Genomic DNA, 19,258 nt, shown 5'->3' on the forward strand with positions numbered 1-19,258 from the left:
GTTGGAGCGCCGGCTACGCCGTCGCATTGCTCCCAAGAGGAGCATGCGTTTTCTGACGTCGATTATCGTGAAGGCGCGAACGCTGAGAGGTTAGAGCCCGACTCATAATTCGAGTTTAGCGATACGGCGTGTCATCCGCCTGATGGAGGCGATGACAAGCCATGCTTCTGCGGAGGCGAAGGATGCCTCCCAGTCTTTGGCGAGACGGCGGCATCGGTTGAGCCAGGCGATGGTGCGTTCGACGACCCAGCGCCGGGGCAGGACGACGAAGCGGTGGGCGTCGGAACGCCGGACGATCTCGATGACGAGGCGGTCGATATGCGCGATGGCATCGGCCAGTTTCTGCCCGGCATAGCCGCCATCGGCGAAGAAACGGTCAAGCGCGGGATAGGCGTCGCGACAGCGCTCGATGAGGTTCGGTGCGCCGTCACGGTCCTGGATATCGGCGGCCAGAACCAGTCCGTCGAGCAGGTTGCCGGTCGTGTCGGTCGCGATGTGGCGCTTGCGCCCCTTGACCTTCTTGCCGGCGTCATAGCCGCGCGGCCCACCCGCTTCAGTGGTTTTCACCGACTGGCTGTCGATGATGCCTGCGGTCGGTTCGGCCTCGCGCCCCTCCGCGACCCGCACTCCGGCTACCAGCACCGCGTTGATCGCATCGAGTAGGCCGCTGTCGCGCATTCGGTAGAAATGGTACTGTACAGTCGTGAAGGGCGGAAAGTCGCGGGGCAGTTGCGCCCACTGGCATCCCGTCGCGGCAAGGTACTGGATCGCGTTCCACAGATCCCGTGCCCGGTGCAGGCGTGGGCGGCCCACCTTCGTCGTTCGAGCCAGCAGCGGCGCGATGATCGCCCATTCCTCGTCGGTACAGTCGCTTGTGTAACGCAGCCTTCTTCTGTCATGCTCGCGACGAGCGGTTTCGGTCCAGCCCATGTGGCCTCCAAGGTCTTCGCAAACCCCGGTGAATCACAACTGACCGAAATCGCTCAACCTAATTATCGGTCGGGCTCTTAGAATTGCGCAAGTGCGACCGAGCGATACGCAAGTTGTGGCAAGGTCGAACGGAGCGGTTGTGAACCAGGCGGTACGATCAATCTCGACTAAATTTGCGATGATGCCGGTCACATAGGTGTTGTTGCCCCCTAAATGGCTGACAGGGCCTCGCGTGTTTTCGCGATGAACTCGCGGGGTGACCTATAGCCGAGGGCGCGGTGTGGATGCACCTCGTTATAGTGGTCGAGCCAGGCTGGCAGCTGCGCGATGACGGTCTGCGCGTCTGGCCTGGGGTTCACGCGGACATAGTCGCGTTTGAGGGTGCGGACGAACGCCTCGGCCATGCCGTTGAACTGCGGGCTGCTGACCGGGGTCGTGCGCGGGACCAGGCCGATGCCGCGAGCAAAGGTGCGGGTGTCGCGCGCGGTGTAGCAGCTACCGTTATCCGTCAGCCACTCGATCGGTTCGGGCACGCGGTTCACCCGGCCGTAGCGGTACTCGACGGTCGCGACCATCAAGTCCTGCACGTCCTCGGCGGTGATGCCGCCCGTGGTAGCCACATGCCCCATCGCCTCGCGGTCACAGCAGTCGAGTGCGAAGGCGACACGAACCTTCTCGCCGTTGTCGCAGGCAATCTCCAGCCCGTCCGAACACCAGCGGGTGTTGCGCTGGTCGACGGCGACGCGGCCGTCGTGACGGCGTTCCTCGCGCTGTTCGCCGCCTCGCTGGAGCAGCAGGCCATGCACTTTCATGACGCGGTACACCCGCTTGGGATTGGGCGCTGCGCGCCCGGTCTTCTCGGCTTGGCGGCGCAGTAGGGCATGGACACGACGATAGCCATAGGTCGGCAGATCGGCGACGAGCAGCCGGATATCGGCGACCAGCTCGGCATCCGGCAGTGGTGGTCGCCCGCGCGGTCGTGGCGGTGGCCGGTTGCGCATCGCAGACAGATGCGGGCGGGAAATGCCAAGCGCATCGGCGACCGCGGTCACAGAACGTCCCCCGGCAACGAGGTCAAGCGCAAGAGCAGTTTTTTTGGGCCTGCGGCCCGGGACACGGCCTCACGCAGCAGTTCATTCTCCATGGCCTTCTTGCCCAGTAGCCGCTGCAACTCGCGCACCTGCGCTTCCAGCGCCCGGTACTCGGAGGCCGGCACCACCTCCTCGCCGGCTGCTGCGGCGGTCAGCGCCCCCTGGTTCATCAGGCGCCGCCAGGTGAACACCTGGCTGCCGCTGATGCCGTGCTGGCGGGCGACGAGCGACACGCTCATCCCCGGCAGATACGTCTCCTCGACAATCCGGACCTTCTCCTCCGGCGCTGCACACCGGAGAGGACCTCGCCGTCATTGTAACGCCTAGTCGTACCGTCAGTCATATGCCTCACTCTTATCCAAGAGCGAGACCTTGTCAGGTCATTTGAGGGGCCACCTCAATAGGCCTGCGTTTTGGTGATCCGGGCCCCTGTCTCTCCGCTCGGATGGGCGCACATCCTCCTCACCGGCGAATACCTCTGGCCCAAGGACACCAGCGCTTAGGGTGTCATTTCGCCCTCAGCCGGTACCGCCCCCCTCAAGGCTATCGCGACCTCCACCAGCACTAGTTCCAGGATGTCTACAAATGGGCAGGCCAGGACCGGATCGTCCAGATCGGTAAAGGCGGATCGATGTTCGCCACCCCTTCCTATATCGCGCGTGAAATGCACCAGCTGTTCGCGGGCTTGGGCAGCAGCAACGGCTTTCGTGGCCTCTCCCGGAACGATTTTTCGATCGGCTGGGCAACCACCTGTCCGAGCTGAACGCCATCCATCCCTTCCGCGAAGGCTATGGCCGCACTGTGCGGCAGCACGCCGCCCGGGTTGCGCGCGATGTCGGCCATCCGATCCGCATCGCGTCGATCGACAAGGCGGCATGGATGGATGCCTCACGCTATAGCTTTGTCATCGGCGATCATCGCGGCATGGCCGCTGTCCTCGCCGCGGCGGCCGTGCGGCGCGACTTTGCGCCCGAGGCACGGCTAGGCCCGGCCAGGATCGCGATGCTCCCCGACCGCGATCCGCCCGAGGGGCAACGCTATCGTCTGCCCCTTGTGAAGGTGCGCGAGGAGCTTGAACCCTACCTGCCGGCCGCGCGTCAGCAGGCGGCCGATCGTATCCGTGCGCTTGCTAAGGAGGGCGCCCCGTCGGCCGCCATCGCCAACGCGCGCACCGAGCTTGCCTATGTCCGACATACCAAGGGGCCGATCTACCAAGCGCACTTGTTGAACAATCTCGGCATCCGACAGATCGATGCCGTTGTCACCAAGGAGCAGGCTCCGCTTGAGCGCGTGCGCAAGATTGGTGCGGCGCTCGGGGTGCAGATAAGGCAGCAGCAGTCGGCCCAGCTCCAGCGCGCGCTTCGCGCGATGGAGCGGCCTGTCCTGCCACCAGGTTATTCGCTACATCAGGAGCGACTCGCCATCCTATTTCTGAAGAACACCCCCGAACAGAACCATGCCGATCCCCGGCTCGCGCCTGGTCAGGCACTTGTGGACGCGGCGATCGCCGCAGCGCGCGAACACGGAGGTAGCACGCGGGTGATCGGCGCGGCCGGGGCGTCGACCCCCCAGCAGATCGCCGAGCGGATCAAAACGGGCGGCACGCTGGACGCTGATTGTGTTTGTCCGCTCGATCCCAGCGTTGAGGTAGCGATGAAGGACAAGCTATGAAGTCGTTGATGCGGCCGAAGGGCTCCAGAGCGCAATAGTTCTGAGCAAGAGTAATCATCGGCAAACTTGATTGTCAATTTGAGGATGGGCTATCGCATCGGCCCATGTATCGTCTTTATAATTCTCTCTTTCCTGCGTAAGATCAATTTCAATAAGCTGATTTATATCATGTATAGTCTGGTTCCAACGCTCTACCCAATTTCCGTTCTCTACAATTAAGGAGTGGAAAGGTTTATTTAAACGCTGATTGTTTTCGTCACTAAGCCATCGGTGACCATCTCGCGTTAAAACCAGATTCACGTGGGATGGATACTCCCAAAAAGATATTTTTCTATCCCCATCTGGTTCCGCAATTGTCAAACTGTCATGAAGTTTTGAGCCGTCATTTAGGTTAATGATCCGCCTTAGAAATAGTAAATTCGCATGGCTTGCCCAACACACGAATACAAAAGCATGGCCAAGCAAAGCCGGATGTCCGGGCCGCTGGACACGCGCCTGTCCGACCCATCGCCCCCCCCAGCTCGTAAGATCTGATTGTCCTTTTGCTTTCGGCTGCGGCGTTCTCTCCGTATATGGGGAATTAGCATTAACAGCAGACGCGCAACGCAAAGACGCCGAACTAGCTTGAGCGCCCGCTAATGTGACGCTTGCTGAGCAGCCTACGAAAAGCACGAGGCGCCGTATCAAGGAAACTGACGACATCATGCACACTCCGTTAAAGCAGATTAGGGAACGACGCTAACATACACAGCCAAGCCGCAGTATCGGCTTTAATTTATACACCCAAGGAATCAGCAGTAATTGAGAATGTCCAGTAAGCGCGACCGCGGCGCTCGACGCAATCTGCCAACATGGTGCAACCGCAGCCGGCTGCTTGCTTAATAACCACTCTCATATCGGAAGCCATGTCAGGATGATTATGGAAAAGCCAATATATGATTGGCACAGATATTCCAATTAAAGATGAATCACACTTCTTATACGCCAATAACAAACGCTTGCGAACCGATATATGTGCTACCCTCGGGGACTTGGTATTATTCTTCAATCCCAATTCAATTTCGAGTTCGCGCATTAAGGCGTCAGCATTATCTATAAAAATATGATCTCTCGCACGAACGGAGCCGTTCAATACAAAAATAATTTCTATAGAACGCATATAGGTGTGCATGTTTTTCATTATATTGAAAGCTTAATATGCATATTAAGCGGAAGTGATGTATAACCCGGCAGGGCCATCATTGTGAGTAGAGTTAACATCAACTTGTGCGAGTGGAGATTGAATATACATGCATCTAAATAATAGCTAATATTACTATTTTGCTTCGGACGAATCATAATCCTATCATTCTTTTTAGAAAGTATTGAGGCTATATCATAATACAAAAGAACGCCATAGCCACAAAAAATAATGAATTTTCAATAAGTTGGCTAGCCAGCTATACAAGTTTCAAAATTTGCCGCAGAATCTAAGGCTATGTTATCGTTTAATAGAGGCGAGCCTAGGCTTCGGCAGCATATATAAGGGGTGGGAAGGAATGGTTAGGTCGAGAATTTGGGTGCTCATGGCCTGCGCAGTTGTATCTGTTTCCGGGCCAGCATCTATTCTCCCGATTCTACCAGCAATTGTCGAGAACCTAAAAATCTCAAGCTCCAGTGCGCAAATGCTGGTAGCAACCTATAGCGTCGGCTTAGTATGTGGCCTATTACTATTTGGGTTCATGAAACCGAGATGGTCAAGCACGAGTCTGCTGACTTTAGCTATGTCGATATGCACTATCGCTGCGATTGTCGCTGCGAGGGCGGATTCGTATTGGACACTAGTTTGTAGCCGCTTCGTGCAGGGTGTTGCAAGTGCGGCAGCGCCCGCACTCGTCCCAGCGATCATGCGTTCCGTTTACAGTGGGACAAGAGCCATACGTGCTATGGCGACCCTTGGCAGTTTGGAGGCGATAGCCCCTGCGCTAGCGCCATCGGCAGCAGTCGCCCTGCTGAAATTTGGGGGCTGGCGATTGCCGCTGACGGCTTTAGCTATAGCGACCGGCTGCGTCACATTGCTTATGTTTACTTTGTGGGGAACGGTTCGCTCTACAGTTTTTGTAGTACCGAACATCTCGGTAAGTAGGCGATTTGGTCGAAAGAATCTATACTGGCGGCTGGCGCTAAGCCATGCGTTAACTACGAGTAGCGTTCTCGTGCTTGTGGCGCCAGTACCGCTCATACTCTCCTCGAGATTTAGCCTTGGTGTGGAGTGTTACGCATTAATACAGCTGGTATCGCTTTCCTCATTTATAATAGCTACTAATGTGGCACCGTTAATGAACAGGAAGTGCAAGAAAAGTATTATCATCATTTCCGGAACAGCTATCGTTTTCATCGGGAGTGTGTTCTTGGTAATGGTGTCATATTGCGAAAAATTATCAGTATATTACATTGCGATATTTCTAGTTATTATGAACATTGGCGCAGGTGTACGGGGTCCAATAAGCTATAACTGTGTTTTAGATGCTGCGCATGGCGACGAAGTTAAGGGATCTTCAATTCTTGTAGTTTTAATATTAGGGATAACATCAATTGGTCTTGTGTTCACTGCTCCAATGATAGAATATCATCTAACAGCGCTCACTTTAGTTCCGGCAACGATGTCTGGCTTGGCATTCTTTATTTCATTGATATGGCCAATTGAAAGCGCAGATAGATTGCGAAAGATATGAAATCGCTAGACGACAATGTCGCGAAAACCCTTGAGGCAATTGCAGACTTACTTGAAGATGCCGTTGATCCTTGGTGGATAATTACCGGCGCAGCGGCAGCGTTATACGGTGTCACCCCTGGCCCTGTAAAAGACGTAGATGTACTAGTATCCAAAAGAGATGCTAAAAGGCTAGAGAGCCGCAAGGTAGCAGCCCGTTCTAGTAATGGGCCGAGTAATCTATTTTACTCTTCCCTGTTTCTCGAGGTGCAGTCGGAACCTCTCAATATCGAGTTGATGGCAGATTTTCACATTGCCAAGGACTCAAAATGGATACCGGTATCATTTAATACAAGAAATAGCCGGAAAATTAGCAATAAAACGATTTATATCCCGTCGCGGCACGAACTTATTGACCTATTTCGTTGTATAGGAAGGCGTAAAGACATAATACGAGCGGATATGCTCGAGAAATTAAATGATTAAGTTTTGTTGCCCACTGTGATTGATGAATTGCTGTTACCAGAGTTGTTCCAGTAAGATGTGTAGCCTACGGATCCACTGTTCACAGCAAATTCTAAGGCTTGGATTGTCTCAGCCGACGCGCCGTTGTTAGCGCAAAAATGAAGTATTGCAGCCTTAAGGTCTGATGAATCTCGGGTCAGCTCATTAAGATATCCCGCAAGATCGACGCCAAAGCTAGCGACATCATCATTGATTCGGTTTACGAAAAATGTATGAGAATAATTGTCTGGAACGAAACCTCGGCAAGCAAATAATGCCATGCGTAGTGTTAGCCGCAAATCAAGTTCTGCCTTTCGCGGATCTGCGGCTATGACAAGTTTGCGAGCTTGGCAGTCGGCGATCCCACGGTTTAATGGATCAAGGACGCCCTCATTCATACGCCAGTACATCGCATTTATGGTGAAGTCTGTCGTTAGTGCATCTGCATATGGATCGCCGCTATATCCCCAATGGATTTCGCTTAATCGGCTCGCACCTATGATACTGTTAATGTCTCGAAACATGCCGACGTCGATATATTCGCTGTGGGAATTGCCCACTCTCAGTGAACCAAGAGGTTCATTATAAATAAGAAGGGAATCTGTACCCATCGCCTCTTTTAATATATCGGCGGTCTTAACAATTGGCGCGCGAGCGACCATGTCAATATCTTTTGGTGCGTTGTTTCCTGTTATAATATCTCGGACGGCGCCCCCAGCAAGATAAACTGGAATGCCTTTCGACTCGAGAAAGTCAACTATTGATTGGGCAGACCAGTTAATGCCGCGTGAATCGCGGATCTTGTAACCTAAAATATTTGAAAAAGTTTGATCCCACTGCGACATCATCAATACCCCTGCTGAATGTAGTATTTATCTTTAATAAGATCCGGTCATTAAGCCGATAGGTAAGTGACATACATCGCCTAGAGTATTCATATGCCATCGTCTATTGTCTAGTATTAGTTGGCTTACGGACGAGGCTGGAATAGGGCCGATTGAGCGAAATTCACGAGCGGGTAGCCCCAGATAATGACAGATGAGAAGCCTTATAATACCTTTGTGGCTTACGATCACGATGTGATCGTTCTCTATTTGATAGTGCTCTGAAGCAGCGATCGCGCGAGCCTGAGCCGAAAGACCAGTTTCTCCCATGGGTGGTGCATTTGTAGCTGGATCTTTCCTCCATGCGTCATACTCGGAGGATGTATTGATGCCAGTTATGACACACCCATCCCAGTTTCCGAAATCTATTTCTAATAACCTATCGTCAGTGTGTAAATCTACTGAACAATGGTTAGCAATTGGTTTTGCCGTTTCGAACGCTCTACTCAATGGGCTGGATACGACGATATCGACGTTGTAAAGCAACGGGTGGGAAGTCAGGAAATTAGAGGCCCTAATTCCATCATTATGCAGTGGCGGATTTTGGTGCCCACAGAAACGTCCCGTGAGTGTATGGGAGGTGACGCCGTGACGTACCAATGTCAGCTTTTTCATTGCTCGCCTGCCGCGAGAATTTTTGAAAGTTCTTCCCCTGGTTCCTGATCGATCTCGCTATATATGCGCAAGCCACCTTCGGTTGACGAAGGGCGGACTAAGGCCGATTGCCTATTTGGGCCATAAATTCGATAGCCGTCGATTGTTCTGTCTATCTGCAGCGGCCAACCGAGGCTTGTGGCCAATGCGTGAAGCAGCTCGTGCACGTCCTCCTGTGACATGTGCGGAAGGTGCTGCTCGCTAGAGTGTAAATGGGCGGTGCCCAGCTCCGCTTTGATGCTCGCTATGATCGTGGCGAGCGGCTTTGCATGATGGGCAAGCATGTGGGTCGCTAGGAGTACAGCGGCAAGAGGGTCTCGGTCACTGGTCAGTGACTCGAAACCATAGTCTCCGACACTACCTACCGCCACCGATCGAGGAGACGACCGCATAGCTCCGGCGAGATGCTTGAATCCCACTGCGGTTTCAACCAGATCAGATCCGCGGTATGCAGCCGCAGCCCGGATGGTCTGTCCGCATGTCGTGGTCATCATCACTGTACCATTGAATAGCAGGCCGAGCTCCGGTCGCGGATTGAGCAGTAGGGCCGCCATCAAGTCAGCAGAGTCGATGGCACTGCCGCGATGGTCGAGGAAGATCACACGGTCGCCATCTCCATCAAGAACCAATCCAAGATCAGCACCATGAAGGGCAACCAAGGCCGCACAACGTTCGCGGGATTTTGCAAGCGTTGGATCTGGCCGCAGGCCACCGAAATCAGCTTTGGGTTCCTGCCCAACCGTCGTTACTTGATATCCAAGACGCTCACAGAAGCGACTCATTGGATGACCCGCAATGCCGTTCAGGCCGTCCACGACGACGTGTAGAGAATGTGGCAGACAGGGCGGGACAAGCTCTATGAGCCTATTTGCGTGCAAGTCGGTTATAGCTGTTAGCTCGCGTGGCGTAAGGACCTTGGCCGATGCGGAGGGTGGGGCCGCGCATACTGTAGCTGCATCAAGCGCGCGATATTGAGCGTCGGCTGCTGCTTCCAACGTATCGCTCAATGGGCCTCCCGGTGGAACCTTGACCTTTATCCCGTTCCAGTCGGCCGGATTATGACTGGCGGTAACGAGGAAGGCGAGATCAGCTTGCCCGGACGCCAGCATTCCACTCGCTACCGGCGTCGGAAGATGGGGCGCAATTCGTATTTCGGCGCTGGCCGACCAACGCCTGATCGCCGAAGCAATGGCCGATGCTGCCTCCGGGCCACCACGACGTGAGTCATAACTAATTAGAACGCTTTGCGTCGTTGCCTTATTAATTACATTCAGAACACAAGTAGCTAGCATAGCCGCAGATTCAGCGGAAAAGCCATCCGGAAACCGGCCGCGCCACCCGTCGGCACTGGCCTTCATAGAAATAGTCATGAAGGCCGCCGCGAGGTTGCTGGCCTAGCTGCGAGTTCCAGTAACTGGGGTAATCCAGTATGACCGCCACGCGCACCAGCTTGGCTAGCAACCGATGCGCCATACACGTTGCCCAATGCGAGCCGATCTTTAGCCCCAAAACTTGCCATTTTCGCGACGACGTAAGCCGCTAAAAACGCATCACCGCAACCGATCGTGTCAACGACCTCAATGGGCAACGCTTCCACTGAAATAGTGGACTTACTCATGCGCATTTCAGCTCCATTGGCACCGCGGGTCGTGACGATTTCCAGATCAGAGCGCTCATCTAGTAAGGAGGCGAGTGCTCGGCGCTCGACGGCATTGATCAAGAGCACGTCGATACGGTCCAAGATACCACTTTGGGCGGCGACAACAGAGCTGGCGAAGGCCCCCGGACACCAATAAATATCCGGTGAGGTAGCCCCGCGTGGCAACCGGGCCGTCGCCTCAATTAGCGATTTTGGAGGATCAAATAGTACGAGGGCGTGGGGACGAAAGTCGTCGATTTCTTTCATTAAGTCCACGCTTAGGTGGTCGTTTGCCCCTCGGTCGAGCAGCATGAAGTGACGATCGGCTGCCACCGGAATATATACTGCACCGCTCGCAACCCCAGCGCAGTGCTGGATATGTGATGTGTCAACACCCGAGTCTGCCAGGTCAGCCTCAAGCGCCGCACCCTCCGCATCCTCCCCGACCGCGGCGAGGATGCGGACGGAAACTCCGAGAGCTGCCAACGCTGCTGCGCAGTTTCCCGCATGCCCGCCGGGACAGCGCCGAACGTGGTCGAGTACCGCAGCGCCGTCATTCTCTGGCAATGATCGCGCTTCCAATAGAATGTCCATGTTAAGCGACCCCATAACGAGGACGCGACTATTGGCCGCGCATGCAACGACGGTGCGTGCCATATCGCTGACGGTGGCAGAATCAGGCGCTATCACCTTCCCTCCACAATCTGTGTACCGTCAATGATCGCAAAACCGTTCACTTCGACAAGGCATCCCGCCTCGGCGAGCTCTGCAATGATCAATGTGCTCGCGGGAGCATAAGTGGCGAAAATGCGGTTCCTTACTTGGTTCACCTGATCAAAGTGGGCGCGATCGGAGAGAATGATCATGACGCTCTGCAGGTCAGTTAGTCTTCCGCCAGCATGAGCCAGCAGCTCGATGAGTTGTGAGAATACAATGTTTGCTTGCCCTTCGGGATCGCCCGGGCACCGCACAGCACCATCCGCATCGACGGCGACCTGACCACTGATTGTTACCGCAATCGAGCCCGGCTCGATCAAGCATGTGCGCATTGGCGCATAGCGGCCGATTGGCTTCGAATGCGGCTCGACCTCATGCTTTCCGATCGCTGTGCTCATCCAACTTCTCCCCAAATGGACCAAAGCTTGAACTACGTGACGCCATATGTACCTCACGGATTTCTACGCGGGGCGGCAGCGCCATAATGAACGCGATCGTCTCTGCGATGTCGTCGGCCTTAAGACTGCCGGGTCGCAGTCCGGGCCGTCCGGTGGCGTGCGAACCGGCGAAGTGAGTATCGACCCGGCTTGGATAGAGCAGGGAGAAGCGTACCCCATGGGGGCGAAATTCCAACCGTGTAGTTTCCAACAACGCTCTCAGCCCAGCCTTGGCAGCAGAGTAAGCAGCGCGTTCGGCGAACGGGTACAGCACGCTGTCCGACAGTACGGCTACCACGAGAGGCGCATCGGCTTGGCACAAGGTCGGCAACAGTCGTTTCAGCAGAAAGAACGCGCCATCAAGATTAACACCCAGTGTCTCGCGCCATTCCGCAGTCGAAACGGCGTGAAGAGCTGTCCAACGACCGCTGCCAGCGTTAAGTATTAGATTGTTCAAGCCGAAGCCGCGCCGCCTCAGGTCCAATAGCGCTGAATCAACGTTACTCTCGTTCGAGACGTCTACTTGCTGATGGATAAGCACGCCGTCCCTTTCGGCGTCCGTCAGCCAATCCTGCCGGACTGGTGTGGACCTTGACCAAATCACTACCCGATGGCCGGCCGCAAAGAGTCGTTGCGCAGTCGCGAGGCCGATCCCGCGACTAGCGCCCGTCACCAAGGTCCAACCAGGCTCGGCGTGCTCGCTCATCAGCTCTCACCTATTTCCATGCGCGACCGGAGCGAATCGAGCAGATCTGGGCGCAAATCCCCTACGACTATAAAGCCGATATCTACCCCCTTCACACCGGGTGCCATGCTGCCACCAATAGAGGTCAGCCAACCGTCGCGTCGCAGTCCACGTGTAACGGTACCCGCTCCGGCTAGCCGCAACGCCTCGCGTTTAGCGGCATGGATCGATACAGATCTATCGGTGAGCAAACCTGCCGCGGCTAGCAGCAACGCTCCCGAACAGATCGTGTAGCAGCGGGACCCGTCGCGTTGATAGCGGACAAGCAAATCGCGCAGGTCTGAGCGCTGTGCCGCCGCGATCGCCCCAGTGCCGCCCGGCACTAGCACAGCGTCGAGCCTGTCAGGCGGCACTTCCGCAGGCACGGAAACGCTGAGTCCGCTGGACGTGAGGAAAGCATTATGAGCGCCAACGATGTGGACGCGGAACGCTGCACTCGAGTCGCATGCGGACGCTTGCGCCGCCTTGGCCAAGACCGACCAAGCACCAAAGAAGTCGAGGTCGTCGATCTGGTCGTATGCTACTACTCCCACCGTAACGTGGCCCTTGGTGATGGGAAGCTGCACGGTGCGACGCTCAAGCGGCCGATAGTTCAGCTAGACTATTCGCAATCTCATCATCCGAAAAGTGTGGATGACCGCCAGGTGGCGACTTGAGGCAGGGGACGGCGGCAGGATTGAAGCCGCCTTTACCGAGACGGAGCGAGATTGCCGCTACCCGGATAAGATCAATAATCACTCCGGCGGCATTGCTGGAATCCTGCACTTTTAGTTTGAGATCTAGCGAGACAGGTGTCCCGGCCCACCCAGCGCCCTCGATATTGAAATAGCCCACTTTATTATCATTCAACTGCTTCAAGAACCCAGCAGAAGGGATGACTTCGACGGCGGACGTATCCACTCCGTCCTGAGCCAGAGCGTTGAGCTTGGATTGGTGTTTGCTGGCTCCGGCGACCCGCAGGTTCGCGAAGTCCGCGTTCCCCCCTAAATTTAGCTGATATGAACTGGTGAGAGTGATTCCACGTTCTGCCAGAAGACGGAGCAGAACTCGGTGCACGACCGAACTGCCAAGGTGACTAGCGAGATCGTCACCGAGCAGCGGGATTCCGGCCTCTTTAAATTTGCCAAGTGTATCCGCGTTGCGGCTTACGACTTCCGGAGTGCAATTAACGAAAGCAACTCCGGCTTCGAGTGCTGCGGCGGCGTAGGCATCAGCAGCCCACTGCAGACCAGTCGGTAGTGAATACAACAGCACCTCGGCGCCACTTTCCCGCAGCGTGTCCACCACCTGTTCCATGTTGGATAGGCAGTTCCCAGACATGCGGATTCCCTTGACGACACGGCAAGGAGATTGATCCAGGTGAACATCGAGCATCGGATAATTGTTTGTGCCAGCAAATATCGCTTGATCGAGACTGGCGCCAATTTTTTTATCATCGATGTCGAAGGCAGCGACGAAATCGATGTCACTCACATGCAGGCTGCCGATGAAAGGATTCTTGATGCCGACTAAACAGTCTGCGGTACGTTGGTCCTTATAGAAAGAAACACCCTGCATCAATGCGGTGATATTGTTGCCAACGCCAGCAACAGCAAGCTTCAGTTTTTTTTCAGACATTTGTCTACCTCCCAGTTTCGAATATTTCGATAGCATCAGCCATTAACTGCTGCGCGATAAGACCATCTGTAAAGTTGCTGACTTGTATATTGCTGCCCGGCAGTAAAAAACTGTAGGGATTGAAATTACTTCTATCAAATAATGTCTTTTCGGAATGTTTATCTGGGCGTCGTAGCATTATACTACCACGGGCAGTATCTAAATCGATACTAAAGTCCAAAGATGCTCGACTTCCCGTCAACGCGCCACTCATCTCGTGGACACCTGTTGCCACACGCGATAGAGTGAGATTGGCAAAGCGGCTGGCATCGGTCTGTTCCATCAGAAGATCTGCCGCATCTTCTGTGTCACATGCTAGGTTCTTTCCGCGATAGCGACGTACCGGCCATGCTGTCTGGGCGTTCCCTGCCACAACATGCCAAGATCCTGGAGCCAGGAAGCGGAGCAAGTCGAATAAGTGTACGCCTATGTCAGAAAGGGCGCCGGCCCCCCCCTCCTGTCGCTTATGTCGCCAAGGCCAAAGCGTTTCCTCCATCGCCAAGAAGTCGTGACGAAAACCCAAGGAAACATGTTTGAGCTCGCCAACTTCACCGCCATCTAGAAGCGCCTTAACGCTGCGCAGCAAGGGATGTAGGCGCCATTGGAACATCATGACCGAATGGCTGGAGGACCGTTGCGCGGCGTGCGCCAATGATGTTGCGGAATTGACCGTATGAGCAAGTGGCTTGTCACAGATGACCGTGAGATTCCGCTCGAGCGCCGCTAGGACTAATTCCTCGTGACTTCTCGGAGGAGAAACGATCACCACGCCGTCGATGGCGGCATCGCGAATGACGCCGACAGCGTCATCGCTAACCTCGGGGACGTCGAACCGCTTCGCGAGCGCTGATGCTCTGGTGCGATCAGTTGCATAACAGATCACTGGAATCGAGACGTTCTCTATATCTCTTAGCCATGCAAGATGTTGTTCGGCGAATCCCGCACCAATTACTGCTAAACGCATCTAAATTCCTCGGGGCAAGATTTAGTAATTTGTCCTAAAAGAAGATGTGTCAAATCATCAACCGAGCGCGATATCCACGACGGATCGCATCTAGCCAAATCTGCTTCATTGTGTGCTCCCCAAGTGACAGCACAAGTTGATAGCCCGGCTGCTTTTCCCATTATTATGTCGTAACAGGCATCACCGACAACGAGAACGTGACTGCTTTCCGTTTCTCCGAGTGCGCTCATTGCTGCCAACGCGGTGTCTGGCGCTGGCTTCGGCTGCTGAACCATGTCCGGGCCGATAACGATTTCAAAAAATAGGTCGATTCCGACACTAGCCATGTTACGACAAGCAACGGCGGAATGCTTACTTGTCACTATCCCCAGTCGTACGCCGTATTTTTTCAGATTAAAAAGCAAATCTATCATACCAGAGAATACTGTAAGACCAGTATCCGTTATTTCGCGATAGACTAAGCGGAAATCTTTGAGCAACGCGTCCAGCGCATCACCTACAAGCGAACGCTGTGCCAATTTCGGGAAAGACTCTTCAATGGGAATTCCCATTAGTTGTACTATTCGATCTGCCTCCGGAACAGCTAGGCTGTGCATCTTAAATGCGCGTTGTGTGGCAACTATTCCGCACTCTGCAGAGTCTAGGATGGTTCCGTCGAGGTCAAAAAGGACAGTTTTAAACCGCGGGGTTGGGTAACCGTCCAGATTGTTTTGTGACCTCGCCTGCGAGTATGAGCCATTCACGCCGTGTAGCCTTGATCAATATGCTCAGCCTCAAAGGCAATTACATGCCGTGCTATTTGCTCGAGAGTATCAGTTGCGGGTCGCATTCCCTCCAAAACGTGTTCGTGAGTGACTGGGGGGCCCTCTATGCCCTGTGCCCAGTTGCAACTTGCGCAAATAAGTGCAAACTCCATCCTCATTTGCTTACAAAGAACTATTTCGGCGCCCGATGTCATGCCAACAACTTTGTTGGGCCAGCCGGAGAAAATGTTTCTGTAAGCATCTACCTCGGGCGGAGATTCAAATGCATCTCCTGCAGAATGAATATATAGGCCGTGATCGATCGCTATAGCCCCAGCTTGATGCGTCGCCCTGATCAATATTTCTCGCATCGATTGCGAAAAGGGTTGAGCCATAGAGGGGTGAATATCTAGTGCTGCGCTACCAAAACTATGTGACACCGCGCCAAGGCCACGGGCAAATTGATCGGGAATAAGAAATGCATTATTCTGAGCGAGATCAACACTATGATCGACCGAACCAACGGAATTGAATGCGTAAACGCGTTTTATCCCGGTCTCGAAAAAATGCCAAATGTGGGCCTCGTGTCCTGAAAGCCGAACTAGCTCGGCAGGACTTCGATCAGGCACTGAGACAGTTGGTCCGTGACGAGGGAGTATCACAACTCGGAGATCATTGAAGCTGCCTTCGACGTAGCTGATGATCGACCCGTGCCTACCCTGGAAATTTACATCCAAATTGGAGTGAAAAGTAACACGTTCTAGTGATTTTGCTAGGCTTGCGGCTAACCCCGTTCCGGCAATTATTGCGATCGACCGTTTCGACACGATAAGACTCCGATTCCATCGTCTTCTACTCAAAGGAACTCGAATAGGTCCGAACTGTCAACACTGAATTGGCAAAACATCATGAATGATCGGTCATCTCTGTAGAGGGAAAAAATTTATCCCTTTGAGCAGAAATGATTTTATGAGTATGTCAGGATGAGGATTAGGTGTTTGGTCCGGCGATTGATGGTGCGTGCTTTCGTTGGAATGGAAGGATGCCCGCTCGGTGCTGCGGCTCTGGCGCGACGATTATAACCGTGTGCGCCCGCATAGTGGTGTTGGCGGGCTAACGCCCGCCGATGCTGCCAGGCGGTTGTGCAACACTGCAGACGGGCACCATACCTGAGGGTCCCCCGGTTTCTCATCCAAGTTCAGGGTGAGTTTCCGGCGTTCATTCGGCCGTGATCTTGGCCGTGGCAGCAGCATATTCGACCGGCGTCAGCCAGCCAAGCGATGTGTGAGGACGGCTCTCGTTGTAGTCTCGCCGCCAGGCCTCGATCTTGGCTCGGGCGTCCTCCAGAGACAGGAACCAGTGCGTGTTCAGGCACTCGTCCCGCAGGCGGCCGTTGAACGACTCCACGAAAGCGTTGTCGGTCGGCTTACCCGGCCGGCTGAAGTCGAGCGTGACGCCGTTCTCGTAGGCCCAGCGGTCGAGCGCCTTCGAGATGAACTCCGGCCCATTGTCCACCCGGATTGTCCTTGGCGCGCCACGCGACAACGCGATGCGCATCATCGCTTCGACCACCTGCTCGCCCTTGATGCCCTGGTCGACGTCGATTGCCAGTGCTTCGCGCGTGAAGGCGTCGACCACCGTCAGCGCCCGCAACCGCCGGCCATCAAACAGTGCGTCAGAGACGAAATCCATTGACCACATCTCGTTGGCCGCCGCAGCCGCGGGCTGCCGATCGCCGTTGGCAGCGCTGACGTTGCGGCGAGGCTTCTTGAGCCGAAGGCTCAGTCCATCATCCCGGTAGAGCCGGTAGACGCGTTTGTGGTTCACGACCCATCCTTCCCTGCGCAGCAGGATGTAGATGCGGAAGTAGCCGTACCGCGTTCGCGTCGCCGCCAGATCACGGATGCGCAGCATCAGCGGCGCCTGGTCCGGCCGATGCGACACGTAGCGCACCGACGACCGGTCGACGCCCAACGCCGAGCAGCTGCGTCGTTCGCTGACGCCGTGAGACGCCTGGACGTGCGCGACAAGTTCGCGCCGTCGTCCAGGCGTCAGAGCTTGTGGGATGGTCCGCCCCCTTACGGAGCGACGCAGTCAGGAGCATCCTAACTGCCTTCACTGAGGAGGACCGTCATGACAGAGGTAGCGGTAATCGGCATCGACATTGGCAAGACGTCATTCCACTTGGTGGCGCTGGATGCCACGGGTGCGATCCAATGGAAGCAGAAGGTCAGCCGTGCGCAGCTGATGCGGCACATGGATGCGCTGCCCCGCTGCCTGGTCGGAATGGAGGCGTGCTGCGGTGCCCACCACCTCGCGCGTGAGCTGACGGCGCTCGACCATGACGTCCGACTGATGGCGCCTCAGTTCGTCAAGCCGTTCCTCAAATCCAACAAGAACGACTACCTCGATGCTGAGGCGATCGCCGAGGCTGTGCAGCGGCCGACGATGCGGTTCGTGCCCGCGAAATCAGTCGAGCAGCTCGACCTGCAAGCGCTGCACCGCGTGTGCGAGCGGTTGGTGAGCCGCAGGACAGCAGTCATCAACCAGATACGCGCCTTCCTACTGGAGCGCGGTATCGTGTTTCGCGCAGGGCGGCGTCACATGGCGCGCGAGATGCCAGCGTTGTTCACCGACGAGCGCTCCACGCTGTCATCACGGATGCGCATGATCCTGCAGCAGCTCTGGGACGAATGGCGGGGGCTCGAAGCCGACATCGGCACGGTGACCAAGGAGATTGAAGCGATTGCCGCCGCGGACGACGGTTGTCGACGGCTGCTAGCCATCCCTGGCGTCGGACCGCTCGTCGCCACGGCACTCGTCGCAGCCGTAGCCGATGGCACCGGCTTCAAGCGCGGCCGCGATCTCGCCGCCTGGCTTGGTCTCGTCCCGCGTCAGCATTCCACCGGCGGTAAGTCGACGCTGCTCGGCATGTCCAAGCGCGGCAACAGTCACCTGCGCCGCCTGTTCATCCACGGCGCTCGGTCAGCGAGTATGCACATGAAGCGCGAGCAGGGGCTCGGCCCGTGGCTCGACCAGCTCGAGATGCGAACGCACAAGAACGTTGCGGTCGTCGCGCTGGCGAACAAGATCGTACGCATCAGTTGGGCGGTGCTCGCCCGGCAGGAGCAATACCGGCCACCCGTGCCGATCGCCGCCTGAACCGAGCACCCGCGCAAAGAGGTCTGCAAGCAGAGGAGTGATGGCAAGCAGTCGATGGTGACACGGTTGAAGCCTGGCCAAAAATGCAGCCGTCGAAAGGCTGGAGCAGTTTGAAAGGACGACCGTGGCGCGTATCCCATCATGGCCAGGGGCCGAGATGCCCCACAAACAGGCCGGATACATTTACGCAGACTGTGCTGCCAACCGCATCTCACGCTTGCCAGACGGGGGCGGACCATACATTTTTTGACAGAACGTCCTGCAGGATGTGCTTGTTCAGGCTCAGGTCCGCGACCAGCTGCTTGAGCTTGCGGTTCTCCTCCTCGAGCAGCTTCAACCGCCGCAGCTCGCCCACCCCCAACCCGCCGTACACCTTCTTCCAGCGGTAGAACGTCTGCTCCGAAATCCCCATCCGGCGGATCACCTCCGCCACCGACGTACCCGTCTCCGCCTGCTTCAGCGCAAACGCAATCTGCTCCTCGGTGTGCCTCGTCTTCTTCATGTCCCAGCTCCTCGCCCGCAGGCTCAAAAAGGCCGGAAAACTCTCACTCAGCATGGATGAAAAAACAGGGAGGACGTCATGGCGATCGGCCGCTCGCGCGGTGGTCGGACCTGCAAGATCCACTGCTTGGCCGATGATTGCGGCCGACCGGTCGGCTTTGCCCTGACGCCCGGCAACGTTGCCGATATCAACATGGCCATTCCACTGATGAGCGTCGCCACGCCGGCTCGCCACCTCATCGCCGACAAAGCCTAGGGTCCAAACCCA

General features: G+C 55.7%; 20 protein-coding genes and 3 pseudogenes. 6 read left to right on the top strand and 17 right to left on the bottom strand.

What is annotated here, in order from left to right; genetic code table 11:
• Positions 1-102: 102 nt before the first annotated feature.
• Together SB4_RS15335 and SB4_RS15340 are read right to left on the bottom strand one after the other, a co-directional pair.
• Positions 103-930, bottom strand: a complete 828-nt coding sequence (locus tag SB4_RS15335; RefSeq protein ID WP_082670211.1) for an IS5 family transposase — start codon at positions 928-930, stop codon at positions 103-105.
• Between the two features lie 209 nt (positions 931-1,139).
• Positions 1,140-2,364: pseudogene (locus tag SB4_RS15340) on the bottom strand (IS3 family transposase).
• Between the two features lie 288 nt (positions 2,365-2,652).
• On the opposite strand from SB4_RS15340, the gene SB4_RS20535 reads away from it, so the two are divergent.
• Positions 2,653-2,784 carry a hypothetical protein gene (locus SB4_RS20535; RefSeq protein WP_275044988.1) on the top strand — a complete coding sequence of 44 codons (132 nt, stop codon included), beginning with the start codon at positions 2,653-2,655 and terminating at the stop codon, positions 2,782-2,784.
• Between the two features lie 38 nt (positions 2,785-2,822).
• Complete coding sequence (locus tag SB4_RS15350; protein ID WP_058753264.1) at positions 2,823-3,692, top strand: hypothetical protein; 870 nt, start codon at positions 2,823-2,825, stop codon at positions 3,690-3,692.
• Between the two features lie 54 nt (positions 3,693-3,746).
• Here the strand turns inward: SB4_RS15350 and SB4_RS19745 are convergent, their stop codons facing one another.
• Positions 3,747-4,397 (bottom strand): hypothetical protein, encoded by a 651-nt coding sequence (locus tag SB4_RS19745; RefSeq protein WP_153006260.1) that lies wholly within the window; start codon positions 4,395-4,397, stop codon positions 3,747-3,749.
• 70 nt (positions 4,398-4,467) lie between these two features.
• Positions 4,468-4,863 (bottom strand): hypothetical protein, encoded by a 396-nt coding sequence (locus SB4_RS19750; RefSeq protein WP_193753841.1) that lies wholly within the window; start codon positions 4,861-4,863, stop codon positions 4,468-4,470.
• A 394-nt stretch (positions 4,864-5,257) separates the two neighbouring features.
• Here SB4_RS19750 and SB4_RS19145 point away from each other — a divergent pair, with 394 nt between their 5' ends.
• Positions 5,258-6,406 carry an MFS transporter gene (locus SB4_RS19145; RefSeq protein ID WP_193753842.1) on the top strand — a complete coding sequence of 383 codons (1,149 nt, stop codon included), beginning with the start codon at positions 5,258-5,260 and terminating at the stop codon, positions 6,404-6,406.
• The gene (locus SB4_RS19755) at positions 6,403-6,870 is read left to right on the top strand and encodes a hypothetical protein (RefSeq protein ID WP_153006263.1); all 468 of its coding nucleotides are present in this window, start codon (positions 6,403-6,405) and stop codon (positions 6,868-6,870) included. The genes SB4_RS19145 and SB4_RS19755 overlap by 4 nt, the downstream gene beginning before the upstream one ends.
• Here the strand turns inward: SB4_RS19755 and SB4_RS19150 are convergent.
• The 11 genes from SB4_RS19150 to SB4_RS19185 are packed head-to-tail and all read right to left on the bottom strand — an operon-like array spanning position 6,867 to position 16,154.
• On the bottom strand, positions 6,867-7,736 hold the full coding sequence (locus SB4_RS19150; protein ID WP_082670213.1) for a tRNA nucleotidyltransferase/poly(A) polymerase family protein: 870 nt from the start codon (positions 7,734-7,736) through the stop codon (positions 6,867-6,869). The two genes, SB4_RS19755 and SB4_RS19150, sit on opposite strands and share 4 nt — an antisense overlap.
• A 30-nt stretch (positions 7,737-7,766) precedes the next feature.
• Positions 7,767-8,387 carry a histidine phosphatase family protein gene (locus SB4_RS20610; RefSeq protein ID WP_082670214.1) on the bottom strand — a complete coding sequence of 207 codons (621 nt, stop codon included), beginning with the start codon at positions 8,385-8,387 and terminating at the stop codon, positions 7,767-7,769.
• Positions 8,384-9,784, bottom strand: coding sequence for a hypothetical protein (locus tag SB4_RS19160; RefSeq protein ID WP_193753843.1), 1,401 nt, complete (start codon positions 9,782-9,784; stop codon positions 8,384-8,386). Before SB4_RS19160 ends, SB4_RS20610 begins: the two co-directional genes overlap by 4 nt.
• Positions 9,785-9,792: 8 nt before the next feature.
• A complete protein-coding gene (locus SB4_RS19165) occupies positions 9,793-10,722 on the bottom strand; it encodes a PfkB family carbohydrate kinase (RefSeq protein ID WP_082670216.1) in 930 nt (309 codons plus the stop codon).
• Positions 10,723-10,751: 29 nt separating this feature from the next.
• Positions 10,752-11,180 (bottom strand): RidA family protein, encoded by a 429-nt coding sequence (locus tag SB4_RS15365; RefSeq protein WP_058753267.1) that lies wholly within the window; start codon positions 11,178-11,180, stop codon positions 10,752-10,754.
• The gene (locus tag SB4_RS15370; protein ID WP_058753268.1) at positions 11,155-11,925 is read right to left on the bottom strand and encodes an SDR family oxidoreductase; all 771 of its coding nucleotides are present in this window, start codon (positions 11,923-11,925) and stop codon (positions 11,155-11,157) included. Before SB4_RS15370 ends, SB4_RS15365 begins: the two co-directional genes overlap by 26 nt.
• Positions 11,925-12,530, bottom strand: coding sequence for a DJ-1/PfpI family protein (locus SB4_RS15375; RefSeq protein WP_058753269.1), 606 nt, complete (start codon positions 12,528-12,530; stop codon positions 11,925-11,927). Before SB4_RS15375 ends, SB4_RS15370 begins: the two co-directional genes overlap by 1 nt.
• A gap of 10 nt (positions 12,531-12,540) precedes the next feature.
• The gene (locus SB4_RS19170) at positions 12,541-13,581 is read right to left on the bottom strand and encodes a myo-inositol-1-phosphate synthase (protein WP_082670218.1); all 1,041 of its coding nucleotides are present in this window, start codon (positions 13,579-13,581) and stop codon (positions 12,541-12,543) included.
• Between the two features lie 4 nt (positions 13,582-13,585).
• Positions 13,586-14,584: a Gfo/Idh/MocA family protein gene (locus tag SB4_RS19175; protein WP_082670219.1), complete on the bottom strand. Its 999-nt coding sequence runs from the start codon at positions 14,582-14,584 to the stop codon at positions 13,586-13,588.
• Positions 14,575-15,327: an HAD family hydrolase gene (locus SB4_RS19180; RefSeq protein WP_082670220.1), complete on the bottom strand. Its 753-nt coding sequence runs from the start codon at positions 15,325-15,327 to the stop codon at positions 14,575-14,577. Before SB4_RS19180 ends, SB4_RS19175 begins: the two co-directional genes overlap by 10 nt.
• Positions 15,324-16,154 carry a phosphorylase family protein gene (locus SB4_RS19185; RefSeq protein WP_206598016.1) on the bottom strand — a complete coding sequence of 277 codons (831 nt, stop codon included), beginning with the start codon at positions 16,152-16,154 and terminating at the stop codon, positions 15,324-15,326. Before SB4_RS19185 ends, SB4_RS19180 begins: the two co-directional genes overlap by 4 nt.
• Positions 16,155-16,347: 193 nt before the next feature.
• Here SB4_RS19185 and SB4_RS19190 point away from each other — a divergent pair, with 193 nt between their 5' ends.
• A complete protein-coding gene (locus SB4_RS19190; RefSeq protein ID WP_082670221.1) occupies positions 16,348-16,500 on the top strand; it encodes an integrase core domain-containing protein in 153 nt (50 codons plus the stop codon).
• Between the two features lie 45 nt (positions 16,501-16,545).
• Here SB4_RS19190 and SB4_RS15380 read toward each other — a convergent pair.
• Positions 16,546-17,388 (bottom strand): annotated as a pseudogene (locus tag SB4_RS15380) (IS3 family transposase); the annotation flags it as partial.
• Positions 17,389-17,460: 72 nt separating this feature from the next.
• Between SB4_RS15380 and SB4_RS15385 the strand changes: the two are divergent.
• On the top strand, positions 17,461-18,489 hold the full coding sequence (locus SB4_RS15385; RefSeq protein WP_058753271.1) for an IS110 family RNA-guided transposase: 1,029 nt from the start codon (positions 17,461-17,463) through the stop codon (positions 18,487-18,489).
• A gap of 244 nt (positions 18,490-18,733) precedes the next feature.
• On the opposite strand, the pseudogene SB4_RS15390 reads toward SB4_RS15385, so the two are convergent.
• Positions 18,734-18,991 (bottom strand): annotated as a pseudogene (locus SB4_RS15390) (transposase); the annotation flags it as partial.
• Positions 18,992-19,258: the final 267 nt, after the last annotated feature.

The sequence above is a fragment of the Sphingomonas sanguinis genome (assembly GCF_001476905.1).
Lineage (GTDB): Bacteria > Pseudomonadota > Alphaproteobacteria > Sphingomonadales > Sphingomonadaceae > Sphingomonas > Sphingomonas sanguinis_B.